Annotated in this window: 14 protein-coding genes and 1 riboswitch; of the genes, 3 read left to right on the top strand and 11 right to left on the bottom strand. The window is 38.1% G+C overall.

The window, feature by feature from the left end; all coding sequences use genetic code 11:
• Positions 1-290: 290 nt before the first annotated feature.
• Positions 291-434: a hypothetical protein gene (locus FPQ10_RS13215; protein ID WP_216687491.1), complete on the bottom strand. Its 144-nt coding sequence runs from the start codon at positions 432-434 to the stop codon at positions 291-293.
• 457 nt (positions 435-891) lie between these two features.
• Between FPQ10_RS13215 and FPQ10_RS08780 the strand changes: the two genes are divergently transcribed.
• A complete protein-coding gene (locus FPQ10_RS08780) occupies positions 892-1,821 on the top strand; it encodes a glycine betaine ABC transporter substrate-binding protein (RefSeq protein ID WP_255439839.1) in 930 nt (309 codons plus the stop codon).
• A gap of 50 nt (positions 1,822-1,871) precedes the next feature.
• Here the strand turns inward: FPQ10_RS08780 and FPQ10_RS08775 are convergent, their stop codons facing one another.
• Together FPQ10_RS08775 and FPQ10_RS08770 are read right to left on the bottom strand one after the other, a co-directional pair.
• Positions 1,872-2,894: an aromatic ring-hydroxylating dioxygenase subunit alpha gene (locus tag FPQ10_RS08775; protein WP_144163085.1), complete on the bottom strand. Its 1,023-nt coding sequence runs from the start codon at positions 2,892-2,894 to the stop codon at positions 1,872-1,874.
• Positions 2,881-4,269: a uracil-xanthine permease family protein gene (locus FPQ10_RS08770; protein ID WP_144163083.1), complete on the bottom strand. Its 1,389-nt coding sequence runs from the start codon at positions 4,267-4,269 to the stop codon at positions 2,881-2,883. Before FPQ10_RS08770 ends, FPQ10_RS08775 begins: the two co-directional genes overlap by 14 nt.
• A 184-nt stretch (positions 4,270-4,453) precedes the next feature.
• Positions 4,454-4,555, bottom strand: a riboswitch (purine riboswitch).
• A 629-nt stretch (positions 4,556-5,184) separates the two neighbouring features.
• On the opposite strand from FPQ10_RS08770, the gene FPQ10_RS08765 reads away from it, so the two are divergent.
• Together FPQ10_RS08765 and mcrC are read left to right on the top strand one after the other, a co-directional pair.
• A complete protein-coding gene (locus FPQ10_RS08765) occupies positions 5,185-7,326 on the top strand; it encodes an AAA family ATPase (protein WP_255439838.1) in 2,142 nt (713 codons plus the stop codon).
• The gene (gene mcrC, locus FPQ10_RS08760) at positions 7,319-8,347 is read left to right on the top strand and encodes a 5-methylcytosine-specific restriction endonuclease system specificity protein McrC (RefSeq protein ID WP_144163081.1); all 1,029 of its coding nucleotides are present in this window, start codon (positions 7,319-7,321) and stop codon (positions 8,345-8,347) included. The genes FPQ10_RS08765 and mcrC overlap by 8 nt, the downstream gene beginning before the upstream one ends.
• Before the next feature lie 76 nt (positions 8,348-8,423).
• On the opposite strand, the gene FPQ10_RS08755 is transcribed toward mcrC, so the two are convergent.
• From FPQ10_RS08755 to FPQ10_RS08720, 8 genes are all read right to left on the bottom strand, one after another.
• Complete coding sequence (locus FPQ10_RS08755; RefSeq protein WP_144163079.1) at positions 8,424-9,065, bottom strand: pentapeptide repeat-containing protein; 642 nt, start codon at positions 9,063-9,065, stop codon at positions 8,424-8,426.
• Positions 9,066-9,070: 5 nt separating this feature from the next.
• Positions 9,071-9,298, bottom strand: a complete 228-nt coding sequence (locus FPQ10_RS08750; protein ID WP_255439837.1) for a hypothetical protein — start codon at positions 9,296-9,298, stop codon at positions 9,071-9,073.
• A gap of 103 nt (positions 9,299-9,401) precedes the next feature.
• The gene (locus tag FPQ10_RS08745) at positions 9,402-9,668 is read right to left on the bottom strand and encodes a glutaredoxin family protein (protein ID WP_144163075.1); all 267 of its coding nucleotides are present in this window, start codon (positions 9,666-9,668) and stop codon (positions 9,402-9,404) included.
• A gap of 1 nt (position 9,669) precedes the next feature.
• Positions 9,670-10,059, bottom strand: a complete 390-nt coding sequence (locus tag FPQ10_RS08740) for a DUF302 domain-containing protein (RefSeq protein ID WP_144163073.1) — start codon at positions 10,057-10,059, stop codon at positions 9,670-9,672.
• A gap of 23 nt (positions 10,060-10,082) precedes the next feature.
• Positions 10,083-10,439 (bottom strand): rhodanese-like domain-containing protein, encoded by a 357-nt coding sequence (locus FPQ10_RS08735; protein WP_144163071.1) that lies wholly within the window; start codon positions 10,437-10,439, stop codon positions 10,083-10,085.
• Between the two features lie 284 nt (positions 10,440-10,723).
• The gene (locus FPQ10_RS08730; RefSeq protein WP_144163069.1) at positions 10,724-11,251 is read right to left on the bottom strand and encodes a DUF305 domain-containing protein; all 528 of its coding nucleotides are present in this window, start codon (positions 11,249-11,251) and stop codon (positions 10,724-10,726) included.
• A 586-nt stretch (positions 11,252-11,837) separates the two neighbouring features.
• Positions 11,838-14,003, bottom strand: coding sequence for a heavy metal translocating P-type ATPase (locus tag FPQ10_RS08725; protein ID WP_144163067.1), 2,166 nt, complete (start codon positions 14,001-14,003; stop codon positions 11,838-11,840).
• Positions 13,996-14,364, bottom strand: coding sequence for an ArsR/SmtB family transcription factor (locus FPQ10_RS08720; protein WP_144163065.1), 369 nt, complete (start codon positions 14,362-14,364; stop codon positions 13,996-13,998). The genes FPQ10_RS08725 and FPQ10_RS08720 overlap by 8 nt, the downstream gene beginning before the upstream one ends.
• Between the last annotated feature and the right edge of the window lie 245 nt (positions 14,365-14,609).

The raw sequence follows: 14,609 nt of genomic DNA, 5'->3' as shown, positions 1-14,609 counted from the left end.
ATCTTCTAATAGAAAGCTAGTCCATTTTTCTCGGAAATCGGCTTCAGCTGACAACAATTAAATTGATGACTGGTATGCTTCGATAATTATTTGTGCGTAACAGTTGTCGGAACCATATTTTCGAGACCTGGGCGTATATACGCTTGAGTTGGTAGCATTTATTTTACTGGTGGGCTCATATGTTGGAGTGTTGGATTTATTTATTCAGGGGGCGGGATTAGATATTGAAGCATTAGGTTCTTTTTTCAGATGATCGGTCAATTAACGGCTTTCCAAGCTATATCTTATGCCTATTTGCGACCGCCTTTTGACTTCGACCGATTATTCGGCGGCTTAGTTTCTTTTTTCAGCGGCTGCTCACGTTTATTCGGCGGCTTCATTCCTTTTTTCAGCGGCTGCTCACGTTTATTCGGCGGCTTCATTCCTTTTTTCAACGGCTACATACGTTTATTCGGCGGCTTCTCTTTGCAGGTGTTACACCTTTCGTTCGAATCAACGATACAAAAATCAGCAATGACATCTAACATAGCTAAGAAAATAAAGGTACTATTGCGCTCACGGAGTTTTTCTTCCTTTTTTCAAATAAGATGTCTAGGTCTAGCACATTTTCGATCATTACCGCTACTATAAACTACTTTTCATTGATTTCTTTCATTTCACTTGAGGGTATCCCCCAAATAATCAGTTGACATAATTTAAGCGAGTTATATAAAGTAAGTTATCGTTCTTTTGTTCTGAGGAACACTTTTTACGCGCTAGGCGTTATATTTGTATAGTAATCGCTTTATTCGCTGTTTGAGTTAACCGCCAAAGAGTTCTACAATTTTAAATTGTGTGTTGTTTTAAAAATACAACCGTTTACCAATAAGAAATAGTAAAGGGGAGAAAGAAATGTCACAAAGCAACATGAAATCACTAATGATTTTCGCCGTGCTATCCTTCGTCCTTTTCATGGCTGCATGTGGAGAAGATGAAACGAATGCTTCCACTGAGGAAGGTAGTGAGGATATCGGTGCTAAATATAGTGAAGAAATGGATTATACGATTACAGGCCTTGAGCCAGGTGCTGGCCAAACTGAGCTGAATAACCAAGCGATCGAAGAGTACGAAAGTCTAGCAGGATGGGAACAACAAACATCCTCAACAGGAGCGATGCTAACCGCGTTGGATACGGCGATTCAGAATGAGGAACCCATTATGATCACAGCATGGTCTCCACACTATAAGTTTGCTAAATGGGATATCAAATACTTAGAAGATCCTAAAGAAATTTTTGGTGAAGAGATTTACGCAGCTACACTGACAAGATTAGGATTTGAAGGGGACCATCCAGCTGCCCTAGAAGTGATCAAGAACTTCTATTGGGACATTGATAAAATTGAAGAGACCCTTTTACGCTCACAAGAAGAAGAATTAGAAATGGATGTTCTTGCTGAAAAATGGGTCGAAGAAAACGAAGAAACGGTTGCAGAGTGGACAGAAGGAATTGAAAAAGGGAATGGTGAAAAAGTTACGGTCGGAGCGACACTCTGGGACGAAGTGCTTTTCACAGGGAACGTAGCTAAGCTAGTTTTAGAACAACATGGCTACGATGTCGAATTCACATCACTGGATCCGGCTATTTTATTCGAATCTATTGCATCAGGTGACGTCGATGTAACGCTTGCTCCATGGTTACCGACGACACATGGCGCATTGGCTGAAGAGTATGAAGGTCAATTTGTCGAAGTCGGCAAAAATATCGAAGGTGGTAAGCTAGGTTTAGCTGTTCCATCTTATATGGATATTGATTCTCTTGAAGATTTTGCACCAGTCGAATAAATATTAAAGAAGCTTCCATTCAGATTCAGGTGAATGGAAGCTTCTTTCCACTATTTTACAGAAGCCTTTTTCTTCAATCGGTTTTGTTTTTCTTCATCCAATGGAAGTGTCCCTGTCTCAATCCCCAAGTCAGACAACCAACGACGGTAAGCAATGGTCAGTGCGTCTGATTTCAAGTGCATTTCTGCTTGCAAATCCAATGGAAGCAATTCTGGTTTTTGGCTTTCGACGATATCAAGATCTTGATAGAAGATTGTATCTTGAAATTCACGGTAAGGCTCATCTGGTTGATCGAGTTCATAGTTTCGAGTCAATAACATGAATACACGACTTTTTTCATTGTCTTCTTGGTTGACTGCGGTTAAAATCGTAAACTCTTCATCGGATCCTTCCGTCGTTTTTGTAAATCGTGCGACTGTTGGACGTAATACTTGATAGACATAGTCGGTGTAGCCACCTTTTGAGCGACCGTCCGCATTTGGTTGATAGACTGGTATTTTACTCGTCGTTAAATGTCCATCCACGAAATCTACACTGTAATCAACGACTTCTGCATGATTTGCATCGCCTAACATGCCTTCGTGTACAAACATAAGATGAGCAACGTCGATAAAGTTTTCAATAATTCGTGGTGCATTGGCATTCACTTCATACGGTCCACAAATAATTGTTCGGTAACCATCCGCTTCACCTTCCGGATAGTTGATGAGTTCTTCTGGTTCATCACCGAGGCAGACCCAAATCAATCCCATATATTCTTCACAATGATAAACTACAGCACGAGCTTTTTTCGGAATCGGTCGTTCGCAAGGTAGTGCTGGAATTTTTGTACAAGCTCCTTGTTCATCGTATTCCCAAGCATGATAAGCACAGACAAGTTTTCCATCGACGACTTTTCCTAATGATAGCGCTGCTCCACGGTGAATACATAAATCCTTGAATGCATGAACTCCTTTTTCATTCCGGAAAATGACGACGCGTTCACCTAATACGTGCACCTGTTTTGGATCGTCACCGAGTTCCTCAGCTTTACAAACGGGATGCCAATCATTCCATAATCTATCTTGTTGCATATTCCATCTCTCCTTTTGCAGTAACTGTCTTTTTATCTTCCAACTTTTCTGGTAGTAATATATTCAACACTAATGCACCAATGGCACCGACCGCTGTTCCTGAAGCAACAAAATACGTAGCCAGATTTGGCAAACCGTTCATCACGTCTTGTGGAATTAGAGCTGCGAATAACGCCAACATAATCGGTACACCAATCACAATCATATTTCTTTCCGTAAATGGTTCGTTTTTAATGACTTTCAGGCCATTCATCATAATGACAACACAAAGAACAGCGAACACACCGCTAATGACAACACCAGGAACACTTGCAATAATACTCGTTAGTTTAGGCATCATACCAAGAATGACTAAAATCGCTCCACCTGCAATAATTGGACGGCGACTTTTTATACCTGTCACGGCAATGATTCCTGCGTTAGAGGAATATCCAGTCACAGGTGTCCCGCCAAAAAATGATCCGGCAAAACAACCTAACCCTTCTCCAACTGCGCCTCCATTCAATCGCTTGTCATCCAGTTTCTGATCCGTTACTTCACCGACTGTGAACCACGTACCGGTTGTTTCAATTACGATAATCATATAAATGGCCAACATAATTAAAACGGCATCTAATTCGAACGTTGGCATACCAAAGGCAAAAATACTTGGAAGTGCAAACCATGAACTATCTTTTACGGTTGAAAAATCGACGAGACCATAAAAGGACGCGATAATTGTACCGATTCCGAGCGCCATAATGACGGACGCCAGCTTCACGAAACGAAAACGTTCAGTCGCTTTCTCACCAAGATACATACAACCGATCAGAATCGATGCAGAAATAAAGGCAATCATAATATTTACATTGGCATTTCCTGGAGCATTATACACGGAACTAATTGCACTTGGCATTAAGGAAATTCCGACGACAACAATAACCGTTCCAGCAACAATAGGTGGAATGAATTTTTTCACGACTTTACTGAATAGCTTCAGTCGACCGATTAATGTAATGAGAATTGCCCCTGGAATTAAACTACCAATCATTGCACCTAATCCGGATGTCGTACCGATGGCCGCGAGTGCAGTTAACGGAACGAATGACGGGCCTTGCATCACAGGAAGTTTCATAGCAAAACCAGCTTGAATTAATGTTGCCAGACCACACGCAATAAACGTCATTTGAATCAACAATGCTGTGTCCCCAACTGTCAATGACAGCAGTCCAGCTAAGATGATTGGCGGGATAAATAAATCCATCGCTAACACGTGCTGGAATCCAACAAAAACTGATTTACTGACTGATATTTTCTCATTGTTGGGAGATGGCTCTTTTTCCTTCTTTCTAGGTTCCGTTTCGGTAATTTTCACTTCGTTTTGAACACTTTCCATTGATTAACGTCCTCCCTCAAGTGGTTGTTGGACGTTTTTCATATAATCCAATCTCTAGAAAAAACGAAATTGGAACACACAGTACGTTTTCGAACATTAAAAAAGCTCGAACTACACGCCTATGTAAAAGCATGTACTTCGAGCTTAAAAAGTCGAAAAGTAACTCGCATCTTAATAAAAAGATGCTACCGTACGTGCTTTTCATAGTCGGTTTATTTACGGTAAACCGGTAGAAACTTGCAGGCCATATCCCCGCGATTATATGAAAAACGCTTATGAAATTGTTTGGTTTTAGTATAACATTATTCTGTGTGCTGACAAGTAATTTCCGAGATTTTTTTATAAAAAATGAGTGAAACGCTTACATTATCTTTGTTAAGCTTAGATAATTTGGATAAAAACCGAACATTAATATTAATTTATTATTAAATGTTAGGTAATCGGTATTGGTAGGATGAATGTTATACGCCTCGATTTTGAGTGTTAGAGCGCTTGTTTGAACGGTCTGAAAGGAATTTTGAACAGTAAAGAGCATGGTTTGAACAGTCAAGGCGCTGCTTTGAACGGTTAGCGGTATGTTTTGAACAGTTAGAGAGCAGCTTTGAACAGTTAGCCGAGTTTTTTGAACGCTCAGAGACCAACTTTGAACACTCGGAGCGACGACTTGAACGTTTAGCATACTTTCAATAGTTAATCCTTCACCGTCACACCAAATAACTCAATCAATGAGATCGCTTGATCTGCAGAAACGATTGCTCCTTGGATATCTTCTTTATTCTGAGATTCGGTTAGGAATTTCGACAGGATTGTGTTGAAAATTTAAATCGTTATCTTCAATACTTAAAATTTAGAAGTAAACGAATTATAATGCAGTTAGAACTGATTTTTCTAATAATTAATAATTGAGGTGTTAATATGTCTAGTAACAAATTACCTTGGATTACTTTTTACATGGAGTTCGCTGACCGTCTATTAAATTATAAAAATAATAGACAAGAGTTACTAAGAATACTTAGAAACTCTTATGATAAGTTGAATTTAAAATATCCTTTTACCGATAAAGGAGAACCTATAGACGATATGTGCCCGTTTACTGTTTTCGGGAGTTTTAACAAAGGAATAACGGATAATAATCGTTACAAGATTGCAAATGAAATTGGTTCACAAATTGGCGTAAGTTCTCCTGCTCCTGAGAATTTTGATGGCATACCTGTATTAAATAATCTTAGGTCATGGTTTTTTGCTTATAAAAAAGAACGCGGCAACAATGATATTTCAAATCTATGGGATTTGTTTGAAATTGCTATTCAATTTTCCGAAGATCAATCTGAATCAAAGTTAAATAAATTTGTTTTCAAGTATGACCAAGTAAAAGATCAATTAAGAATTAAATGGAATATTACTATGGGCTTATATTGGATTCGCCCTAATTCATATCTAAATCTTGATGGGAAAAATCGCCAATTTTTATTAGATAACGAAATTTTTGGTGACTCGATTAGAAATATCTCGAGATTACGAAAAGTACCGGATGCAAATCAATATCTAAACCTAGTCTCCTATTTAAAAGATGAATTTAATAAAGAAGACTCACCATTTAAAAGCTTTCCGGAACTATCTTTGAAAGCTTGGAATGATTCTCAAAATGAGCAACAAAATGCATCAGACTTACTACGTGAAAATGCACCTTATAAGAATACTTACGCGAATAAGACAAAACGAAAATATTGGATTTATTCCCCTGGTAAAGCCGCTTCAAAGTGGGAAGAGTTTTATTCCAAAGGTATTCTAGGTATTGGTTGGGATAAACTAGGTGACTTAAAGAATTTTTCATCTAAAGAAGATATGAAAAAAACTATGAAAAGCCTATACGGTTCAGAATTTACTTATACAAATGCTGCCCATGCAACTTGGCAATTCGCTAACGAAATGGAACCGGGTGATATAGTATTTGCTAAAAAAGGAAGATCTAAAGTTATTGGCCGTGGAATCGTTAAATCGGAATACTTTTTTGACTCAGACCGTGAAGATTTTAAGCATATTCGGAAAATAGAATGGTTAAATAACGGTGTTTGGGACCATCCAGGACAAGCAGTTAATAAGGCTCTAACCAATATCAGCCCTTACATTGACTATGTTCAAAAGTTGGAAGATTTGTTTATAAATGAAGATGATAGAGATTCAGACGAAGTAGCAACAGATCATCCGCCTTATACAAAAGATGATTTTCTTAATGAGGTTTTTATAGACGAAAAAAATTATGATAGGCTTGTAAAACTTCTTGAAGAAAAGAAAAATATTATTTTACAAGGTGCACCAGGTGTTGGGAAAACTTTCGCAGCAAAACGATTGGCATATTCTATGATGAATGAAAAAGACGACAGTAGATTATCAATGATTCAGTTCCATCAAAGTTATAGTTATGAAGACTTTATAATGGGTTATCGACCTACAGAAACAGGTTTCGAATTAACAAAGGGTGCGTTTTATAATTTGTGTAAAAAAGCAGAGACTGACAGTGAACGTAAATATTTCTTTATAATTGATGAAATTAACCGTGGAAACCTCAGTAAAATATTTGGTGAATTAATGATGTTAATTGAGAATGATAAGCGTGGTGAGGAACTTCTCCTTCTTTACGAGAATGAATTATTTTCCGTCCCAGAAAACTTGTATATTATCGGAATGATGAATACTGCGGACCGAAGTTTAGCAATGATTGATTATGCACTTAGAAGAAGATTTGCATTCTATCGATTAGAACCTGCATTTGAATCTAATGGATTCAAGAAAATAGTCGAACAAGCAAATAATCATAAATTGAACTCGTTGATTGAAGTGGTGAAGTCCCTAAATAGCGCTATTGCGCAAGATGAATCATTAGGTAGTGGATTCAAGATAGGTCATAGTTATTTACTTTCAACTAATTATTCTAGTGATTCTTTAGATTCGACCGTAGAACATGAGTTAATTCCTCTATTAGATGAATATTGGTTTGATGAACCAGAAAAAGTGAACTATTGGTCTAATCAATTACGTGGTGCATTAAATGATTAAGGTAAAGAATATTTATTATATGCTCGCATATGCTTTTAAGTCTTTAAGAAAAGAAGAGTATGAAAAAATCCAAACTGAAGAGTTTGAGAATGCAGCCGATCTCTTCGCAGCAATTTTAGCAAAAGGAATCGGCAATCAAATAAAAAAAGGATTAAGCAGAGACTATACCAATAAAGTAGAAGCTCTTCATTCTCCCAAAGGTAAAATAAATGTCTCTCTTTCTATAAAAGAAAACTCTATATTTAATAAACAGTTAAATTGTGAATTTGATGAGTACACTGAGAACATTCTTTTAAATCGAATCTTAAAAACTACCTCAATACTTTTATTAAGAGATAAAGAGGTATCTACCCAAAGAAAAAAAGAATTAAAGAAAACATTATTTTACCTTTCTAATGTTGACGAAATAAACTACCGAAATATCCCTTGGTCTCAAGTTAAATATCATCGTAATAATTCCTCTTATAGACTATTAATAAATATTTGCTATCTGATTATAGAAGGAATGTTAATGACTGACCAAGAGGGTAATCAACGGTTGGCTAAATTTATAGATGACCAAAAAATGCATAGCTTGTTTGAAAAATTTGTTTTGGGATATTATCAAAAACATTATCCTGAGTTGAATCCATCAGCGAAGCACATTCAATGGAACACGGGTAGCAACTCAATAGAATTTTTACCTGTAATGAAAACTGATATCACATTATCTTTCCGAAATAAAACATTAATCATTGATACAAAATACTACCAAAACACTATGAGTAGAAATTTTTACGGTAATGATAAGTATCATTCTCATAATCTTTATCAAATATTTACCTACGTAAAAAACATGGACATAAATAACACGGGAAGAGTAAGTGGCATGCTTTTATACGCAAAGACTGGGGAAGAAATAACACCAGATAACGAATTTTATTTGAGTGGGAATCGTTTTGGAATAAAAACGTTGGATTTAAATAATGAATTTAGCGATATCGAAAAACAGTTAGAACAACTTGTTTCTAACTTTCTATAAGTTTACATTTATAAGTAATTATCAAAATAGAAGGTAAAGCACTTGGATTGAGTGCTTTACCTTTTTAATTTTAAGATTAATCCTTCACCGTCACACCAAATAACTCAATTAATGAGATTGCTTGGTCTGCAGAGACGATTGCTCCTTCTATGTCTTCCTTTTGAATATGTATTTGTCTTAGTTCACAGTTGCTGAGGTCTACATCTTTCAATGAAGTCCCTGTAAATTGCACGTCATCAATCGTAGATGAGCCGAATTGTACATTGAAAAACTCTGATTCTATAAAGTTGGCACTTTTCAGTAAGCAGTCAGAGAATGCTACATCTTGCATATTTGTTAAATTAAATAAGGTGTAAGGAGCTTGGCAATCGATCATTCGGACATCACGTAAGTCAGCTCGATCAAAGTCTGTACCGACCAATTTGCAATTCCTGAATTCAACTCGGTTCATTTGCGTGTTTGTCAACTTCACATTTGATAAGTCACAGTTTTCAAAGATCACATCAACCCAAGATGAGTGAGGAAGTTTTGCTGCATCAAAATGAACACCTTTTATATATGATTCTTGAAATCGAACATGCTCTGCTTCGATTCCTGGTGCAATAATGTCAATCTGCACCATTTCAATCTCTGAAGCATCTTCAAGCGTATTCAACTCAGTTGTTTCCAGTTGTTGAGGTAGGTCTGGACTTTCAATTGGACGATTTGCTTTTTTCATTTTACTCACCCTTCTTTGGATTCATCATTTCGTTTCTCAATTGCTTTCACAAGACGTATCAACCAATACAATGCAATCCAAGGAAGGATCATTGTTGTCGCAAAACGTAAAATCATCAATATAAATGTATTTAGATAAAACCCAATATTGATCGCAAAAAAATCAAGTACGAAAAATAAAAGAACAATCACAAGAATGACCAATATATAATTAACATTTTTTAATGCGTTCAAGCGTTCACCCCCATGATTAACAGTGATTTAAATATAACAAAATTAGGGGGCTATGCCCAGACCATTAAAAAACCGGCAATTCTTTTTTAAGAATCACCGGTTTTCAGTCAGATCTTGAATCATTTATTGATCGCACACCCAATATTTCCAACGTCCGAATCGGATCGAATCCAGAAACCCATTCGCCACCTATACTTAATTGGGGGACAGTCAATCGACGCGTTTGTTTCACTAATTTCATCCGAGTTATCGGACGCAAATCAACATAAATTTCTTCGTATTCAACGGATAACCCCGACAGCAAATCTCTGACCATTGCACAAACCGGGCATGTCGTTGTGGAATAGAGCGTGATTTTCTTATCATTCATTTTATTTACTTTGTTCAATTGCTTCAATTAGTTGGTTTTCAATATCTTTTGCTGTTTCATATATAGTATCATCGCCGACCATTTTCATTAATTCTGTTGGTTTCGGCATTCCGATTTTCGTTTTACCGTCTTTATCATCTTGATAAACGACCATCTTACAAGGAAGCATATAGCCAACCATTTGATTAGTCGTCAATACTTGTTGTGCTGCCTTTGGATTACAAACTTCCAACACTAAAAATGGATATTCATAATCGAGGCCTTTACTCTCTAGTGTTCCTTTTACATCAAACTGCCATAACACACCAAACTGCTTTTCTTTCAAGCTCTCTTCTAATGTTTTTGCTGCTTCTTCAACTGACTTTGTCGTTTCGACTGTATAATGAAACATTTTGATCAGCTCCTTTTATTGATTTACCATCTGCTCATTCCGCCTTGAACATTATAGACGTGAGAAAATCCATTTTTCTTCAATAGCTTTGCCGCTTTTGTACTTCTCATTCCACTTTGGCAAATGACGACAACTTCTTTTTCTCGGTCTAATGAAGATAAATCATTTTTCAAACTGAAAAGCGGATAATTTTTAAACGGTTTTGCATGATTTGCTTTGTATTCTCCCGGCGTTCTCACATCGATGAATTGGACCTTTTTATCTTTTATTTTTTTCTTTGCTTCGTTTACATCAATATTTGAAATCCCTTTGACTGGCATAAATCGGTTAATCAAAAATGCGATTACAATCGCAATAATAATCCATTCAACAATTCCCATCTCGTTTCCCCCCCTTACCCTTACATTTAACGCTTGTCTTCTCCTGTTTTTCGGCGGTTCGTGTGCCGATTTCGATGTCTTCATCTGCTTTTTCGACGGGTCGAACGCCGAATTCGATGTCTTCTCCCGCTTTTTCGACGGCTTCTCCTGCTTTTTCGACGGGTCGGACACTGATTTCGATGTCTTCATCCGCTTTTTCGACGGGTCGAGCACGGAATTCGACAGTTTTATTTTATTATATACCCCCATAGGTAAAATAACAAACATTACGTTTCAGTTTATTTTTAGGAATTATTATTCGTTTCGTCTTCGTCTTCGTCATCTTTATCTGATGATTCTTCCTGGTCGCTATCTCCTTCGACACCATGCTTTTCAATATCTTTGATCAACGACTCCATCAATGCAATCTCTTCTTTTTGCGTTTGTGAAATTTCTGCCGCTAGCTTTTTCACGCGTGGATCTTCAATCTCTGCCCGCTCACTCGTCAATATCGCAATGGAATGATGTGGAATCATAGCTTCCATATAATCGGTATCATCTACAATCATCTGACTACGAACGAGCCATAAGGAAACACCGAATACAAGAACACCTACACCGATAATGACAACGTTCAATATTTTCTTTTTGTGCATCTTCCACATAAATAGCATCATGATGACCGTCATACTCGATCCCATGATTAATGCCATATAAACACGCATTTCACTGAAAAATATATGATTGATTTGGAATACGTTTAAGTACATTAACCAATACATGACAAACGTTGAAGTTGCAATCATCAAACCAAATCTTACGTAAGGATTCATTCTACCCCTCCTAGTTGTTTATAAATTGATTTCCCCATATGACAAAACATAAACCTATAGGGGGTATTTTTAGTGAAAAAATAAGCACAGAGCCGCCTTTTTTGACGTACTCTGTGCTGTATAAGACATTCTAGTATTTTTTCTCTGCCATTCGAGGGTATAGAGCGCTTCTATAGGACTTTCCAGTAGTTTTTCTCTACCGTTCGAGGGTATAGAGCGCTTCTATAAGACTTTCCGGCACTTTTTCTCAGCCGCTCGGGGGTATAGAGCGCTTCTATAGGACTTTCCAGTAGTTTTTCTGTACCGTTCGAGGGTATAGAGCGCTTCTATAAGACTTTCCGGCACTTTTTCTCAGCCGCTCGGGGGTATAGAGCGCTTCTATAAGACTTTCTGGTTGTTTTTCTCAGCCGCTCGAGGGTATAGAGCGCTTCTATAGGACTTTCCAGTAGTTTTTCTCTACCGTTCGAGGGTATAGAGCGCTTCTATAGGACTTTCCAGTAGTTTTTCTCTACCGTTCGAGGGTATAGAGTGCTTCTATAAGACTTTCCAGCTGTTTTTCTCTACCACTCGAGGGTATAGAGCATTTCTATTCTTTTTCTTTCACGCGCATCAAGCGCATACTGTTCAATGCAACCAGTACAGTGGCACCCATGTCAGATAGAATAGCAATCCATAAGGTTAACCATCCTGGAATGACGAGGAGCAGGGCTGCAACTTTGATGGCGATCGCAAAGGTAATGTTTCCTTTAATGGTGTTCAATGTTTTGCGACTTAGTCGAACGAGAAATGGAAGTTTTTCTAAGTCATCTCCCATTAACGCAACATCCGCTGTTTCAAGTGCAGTATCCGTTCCTGCGCCTCCCATAGCAATCCCGACTGTTGATGCTGCTAATGCTGGAGCATCGTTGACACCGTCTCCAATCATAGCCACTTGTTTATGGCTATCTCTCAAGCTTCGAATGACTTCCAACTTATCTTGAGGCAACAGTTCTGCACGGACATCGGTTACACCGACTTGTTTACCGATCGCTTGACCTGTATTGGCATTATCACCTGTTAACATAACGGTTTTTTCAATTCCTGCACGGTGAAGTTTTTCGATTACGCTTTGGCTCGCTTCTCGAACTTCATCGGCTACAGCTAAGATTAATTGAACTTTTTCTTTTGTTCCGGCAATCAAGACGGTTTTACCTTCATTTTGAAGTGCTTGCACTTTTTCTTTTACCGTTGGATCTAATTTATTCATCGTTAACTCGTTGAATAGATTTGGACTACCGACATAGTACGTACTTCCGTCAATTTCTCCTTGAATACCTTTTCCGGTAATGGATGTAAAGTCATTAATGTCAGTCGTTTGATAATCAATCAACTTCTCATCCGCTGTTTTCAAAATCGCAGAAGCTAATGGGTGTTGTGAGCGGTTTTCAAGTGCTGAAACTTTTTTGAGTACTTCTTTCTCATCCGCTTCTTGGTCAATTAGCTCAATGTTTGTGACGACTGGAACACCTTTCGTCAATGTTCCGGTCTTATCAAACGCCATCGCTTTCAAGCCACCGATCTCTTCTAGGTAGATGCCACCTTTGACAAGGACACCTTGTTTTGCGGCATTCCCAATCGCTGAAACGATGGAAATCGGTGTTGAGATGACGAGCGCACACGGGCAACCGACAACAAGTACGGCCAAGCCTTGATAGACCCATGCGTCCCAACTTGCTCCAAAAAATAACGGCGGCAAGACGGCAACCAATGCAGCGATGACCATGATAATCGGTGTATAGTACTTCGCAAAACGATCGACAAACGCTTGAGAGGGCGCCCGTTCTGCTTGTGCTTCTTCAACGAGATGAATGATTTTTGCCAAAGTCGTATCATCAACAAGCTTGGTGACTTTAACTTCCAGGTGCCCTTCCTCATTCAAAGTACCTGCGAAAACTTCATCAGCTTCTGTTTTTTCTACCGGAACGGATTCACCTGTAATGGCTGCTTGGTTAATGGATGACGAACCGGAAAGAATGACACCATCCATGGCAATCTTTTGGCCCGGTTTTACAATCATCGTATCTCCGACAACAATTTCATCGACATGGACAGTCGTTTCCTGACCGAACCGTTTAACAATTGCCTTATTCGGCGCAATGTCCATCAATGACTGAATCGACTTTCTTGCCCGGTCCATGGAGAAGCGTTCCAATTCTTCACTGATTGCAAATAAGATAACGACGACGGACACTTCCGCCCATTCACCAATGATGACACCACCGATGACAGCGATCGTCATTAACGTTCGCATATCGAATTCAAAGCGAGCTAAGTTTTGTAAACCGGTTTTCAGTAATGACACACCACCGACTAACATGGAAGCGATAAAGAGCAGTGCAGTAACTATGTTATCGCTGCCGTTGACGTACATTGATAAAAACCCGAACGCCATAAACAATGCAGAAAAAAGAACCGTACTATATTTTTTATAAAATGGTACTTTTTCTTCTTTCGTCTCTTCTTCTGTTGATGACTGCTTAGGCGGTTTATCTGGAGAAACTTTTAGGTTTTCAAATGAACCCGCTTTTTCTAATTCTTCAATAGTCGCTTCGCCATAAACATAGATCTTAGAAGCGCCGAAGTTTACTTTTGCGTCTTCAACATTTGGTAGTTTTTTGACGTTGTTTTCAAATTTTCCTGCGCAGTTCGCACACGAAAAACCTTGTACTCGGTATGTGGATTTATCTTCATGTTCCTTCAATTGCTCAGCCACTGATCATCACTTCCTTCTGATGCTCTATTGCTACGAGCATGATTTGTTTAATATGCTCATCGTCCAACGAATAAAACGCTAGTTTGTGTTCTTTACGATAGCGAACAACACCTTGCTTATAAAGTGTCCGTAAATGATGCGATGTAGTCGCTACAGTTGCACCGATAATATTGGCCAAATCACAAACGCATAGCTCTTCCTCTTGGCAAAGTGCATAAACGATTTTAGCTCGTTTTTCATCAGCAATTGCTTTTAACATCATCGCTGTGCCTTTAATATCTACTTCTTTTAAATCTTGTTGAACTTGCTCAACCTTTTCCTCGTTATAACAAAAAACTTCACATGTATCTTTTTGAGCCATTAAAAACCCTCCCTCTATGTGACTAGTTGCTAAAATATTGTATGTTTTATCTCATTCTAATGTTCGTTTGATTATAGTATAAATCTTTTCCTTTTATCATTCAAGCTATTGTTTGAATAGGGATGTCTGCAATTTTCTTCGACCGTTCAGGGGTATAGAGCCTTTCTATAGGACGTTTCTACAATTTTCTTCGACCGTTCGGGGGTATAGAGCCCTCCTATAGGACGTTTCTGCAATTTTCTTCG

Source organism: Allobacillus sp. SKP2-8, assembly GCF_007559355.1.
Taxonomy (GTDB): domain Bacteria; phylum Bacillota; class Bacilli; order Bacillales; family Alkalibacillaceae; genus Allobacillus; species Allobacillus halotolerans.
The sequence above is the reverse complement of the archived record's forward strand: the minus strand, read 5'-3'. Positions and strand labels throughout refer to the sequence as shown.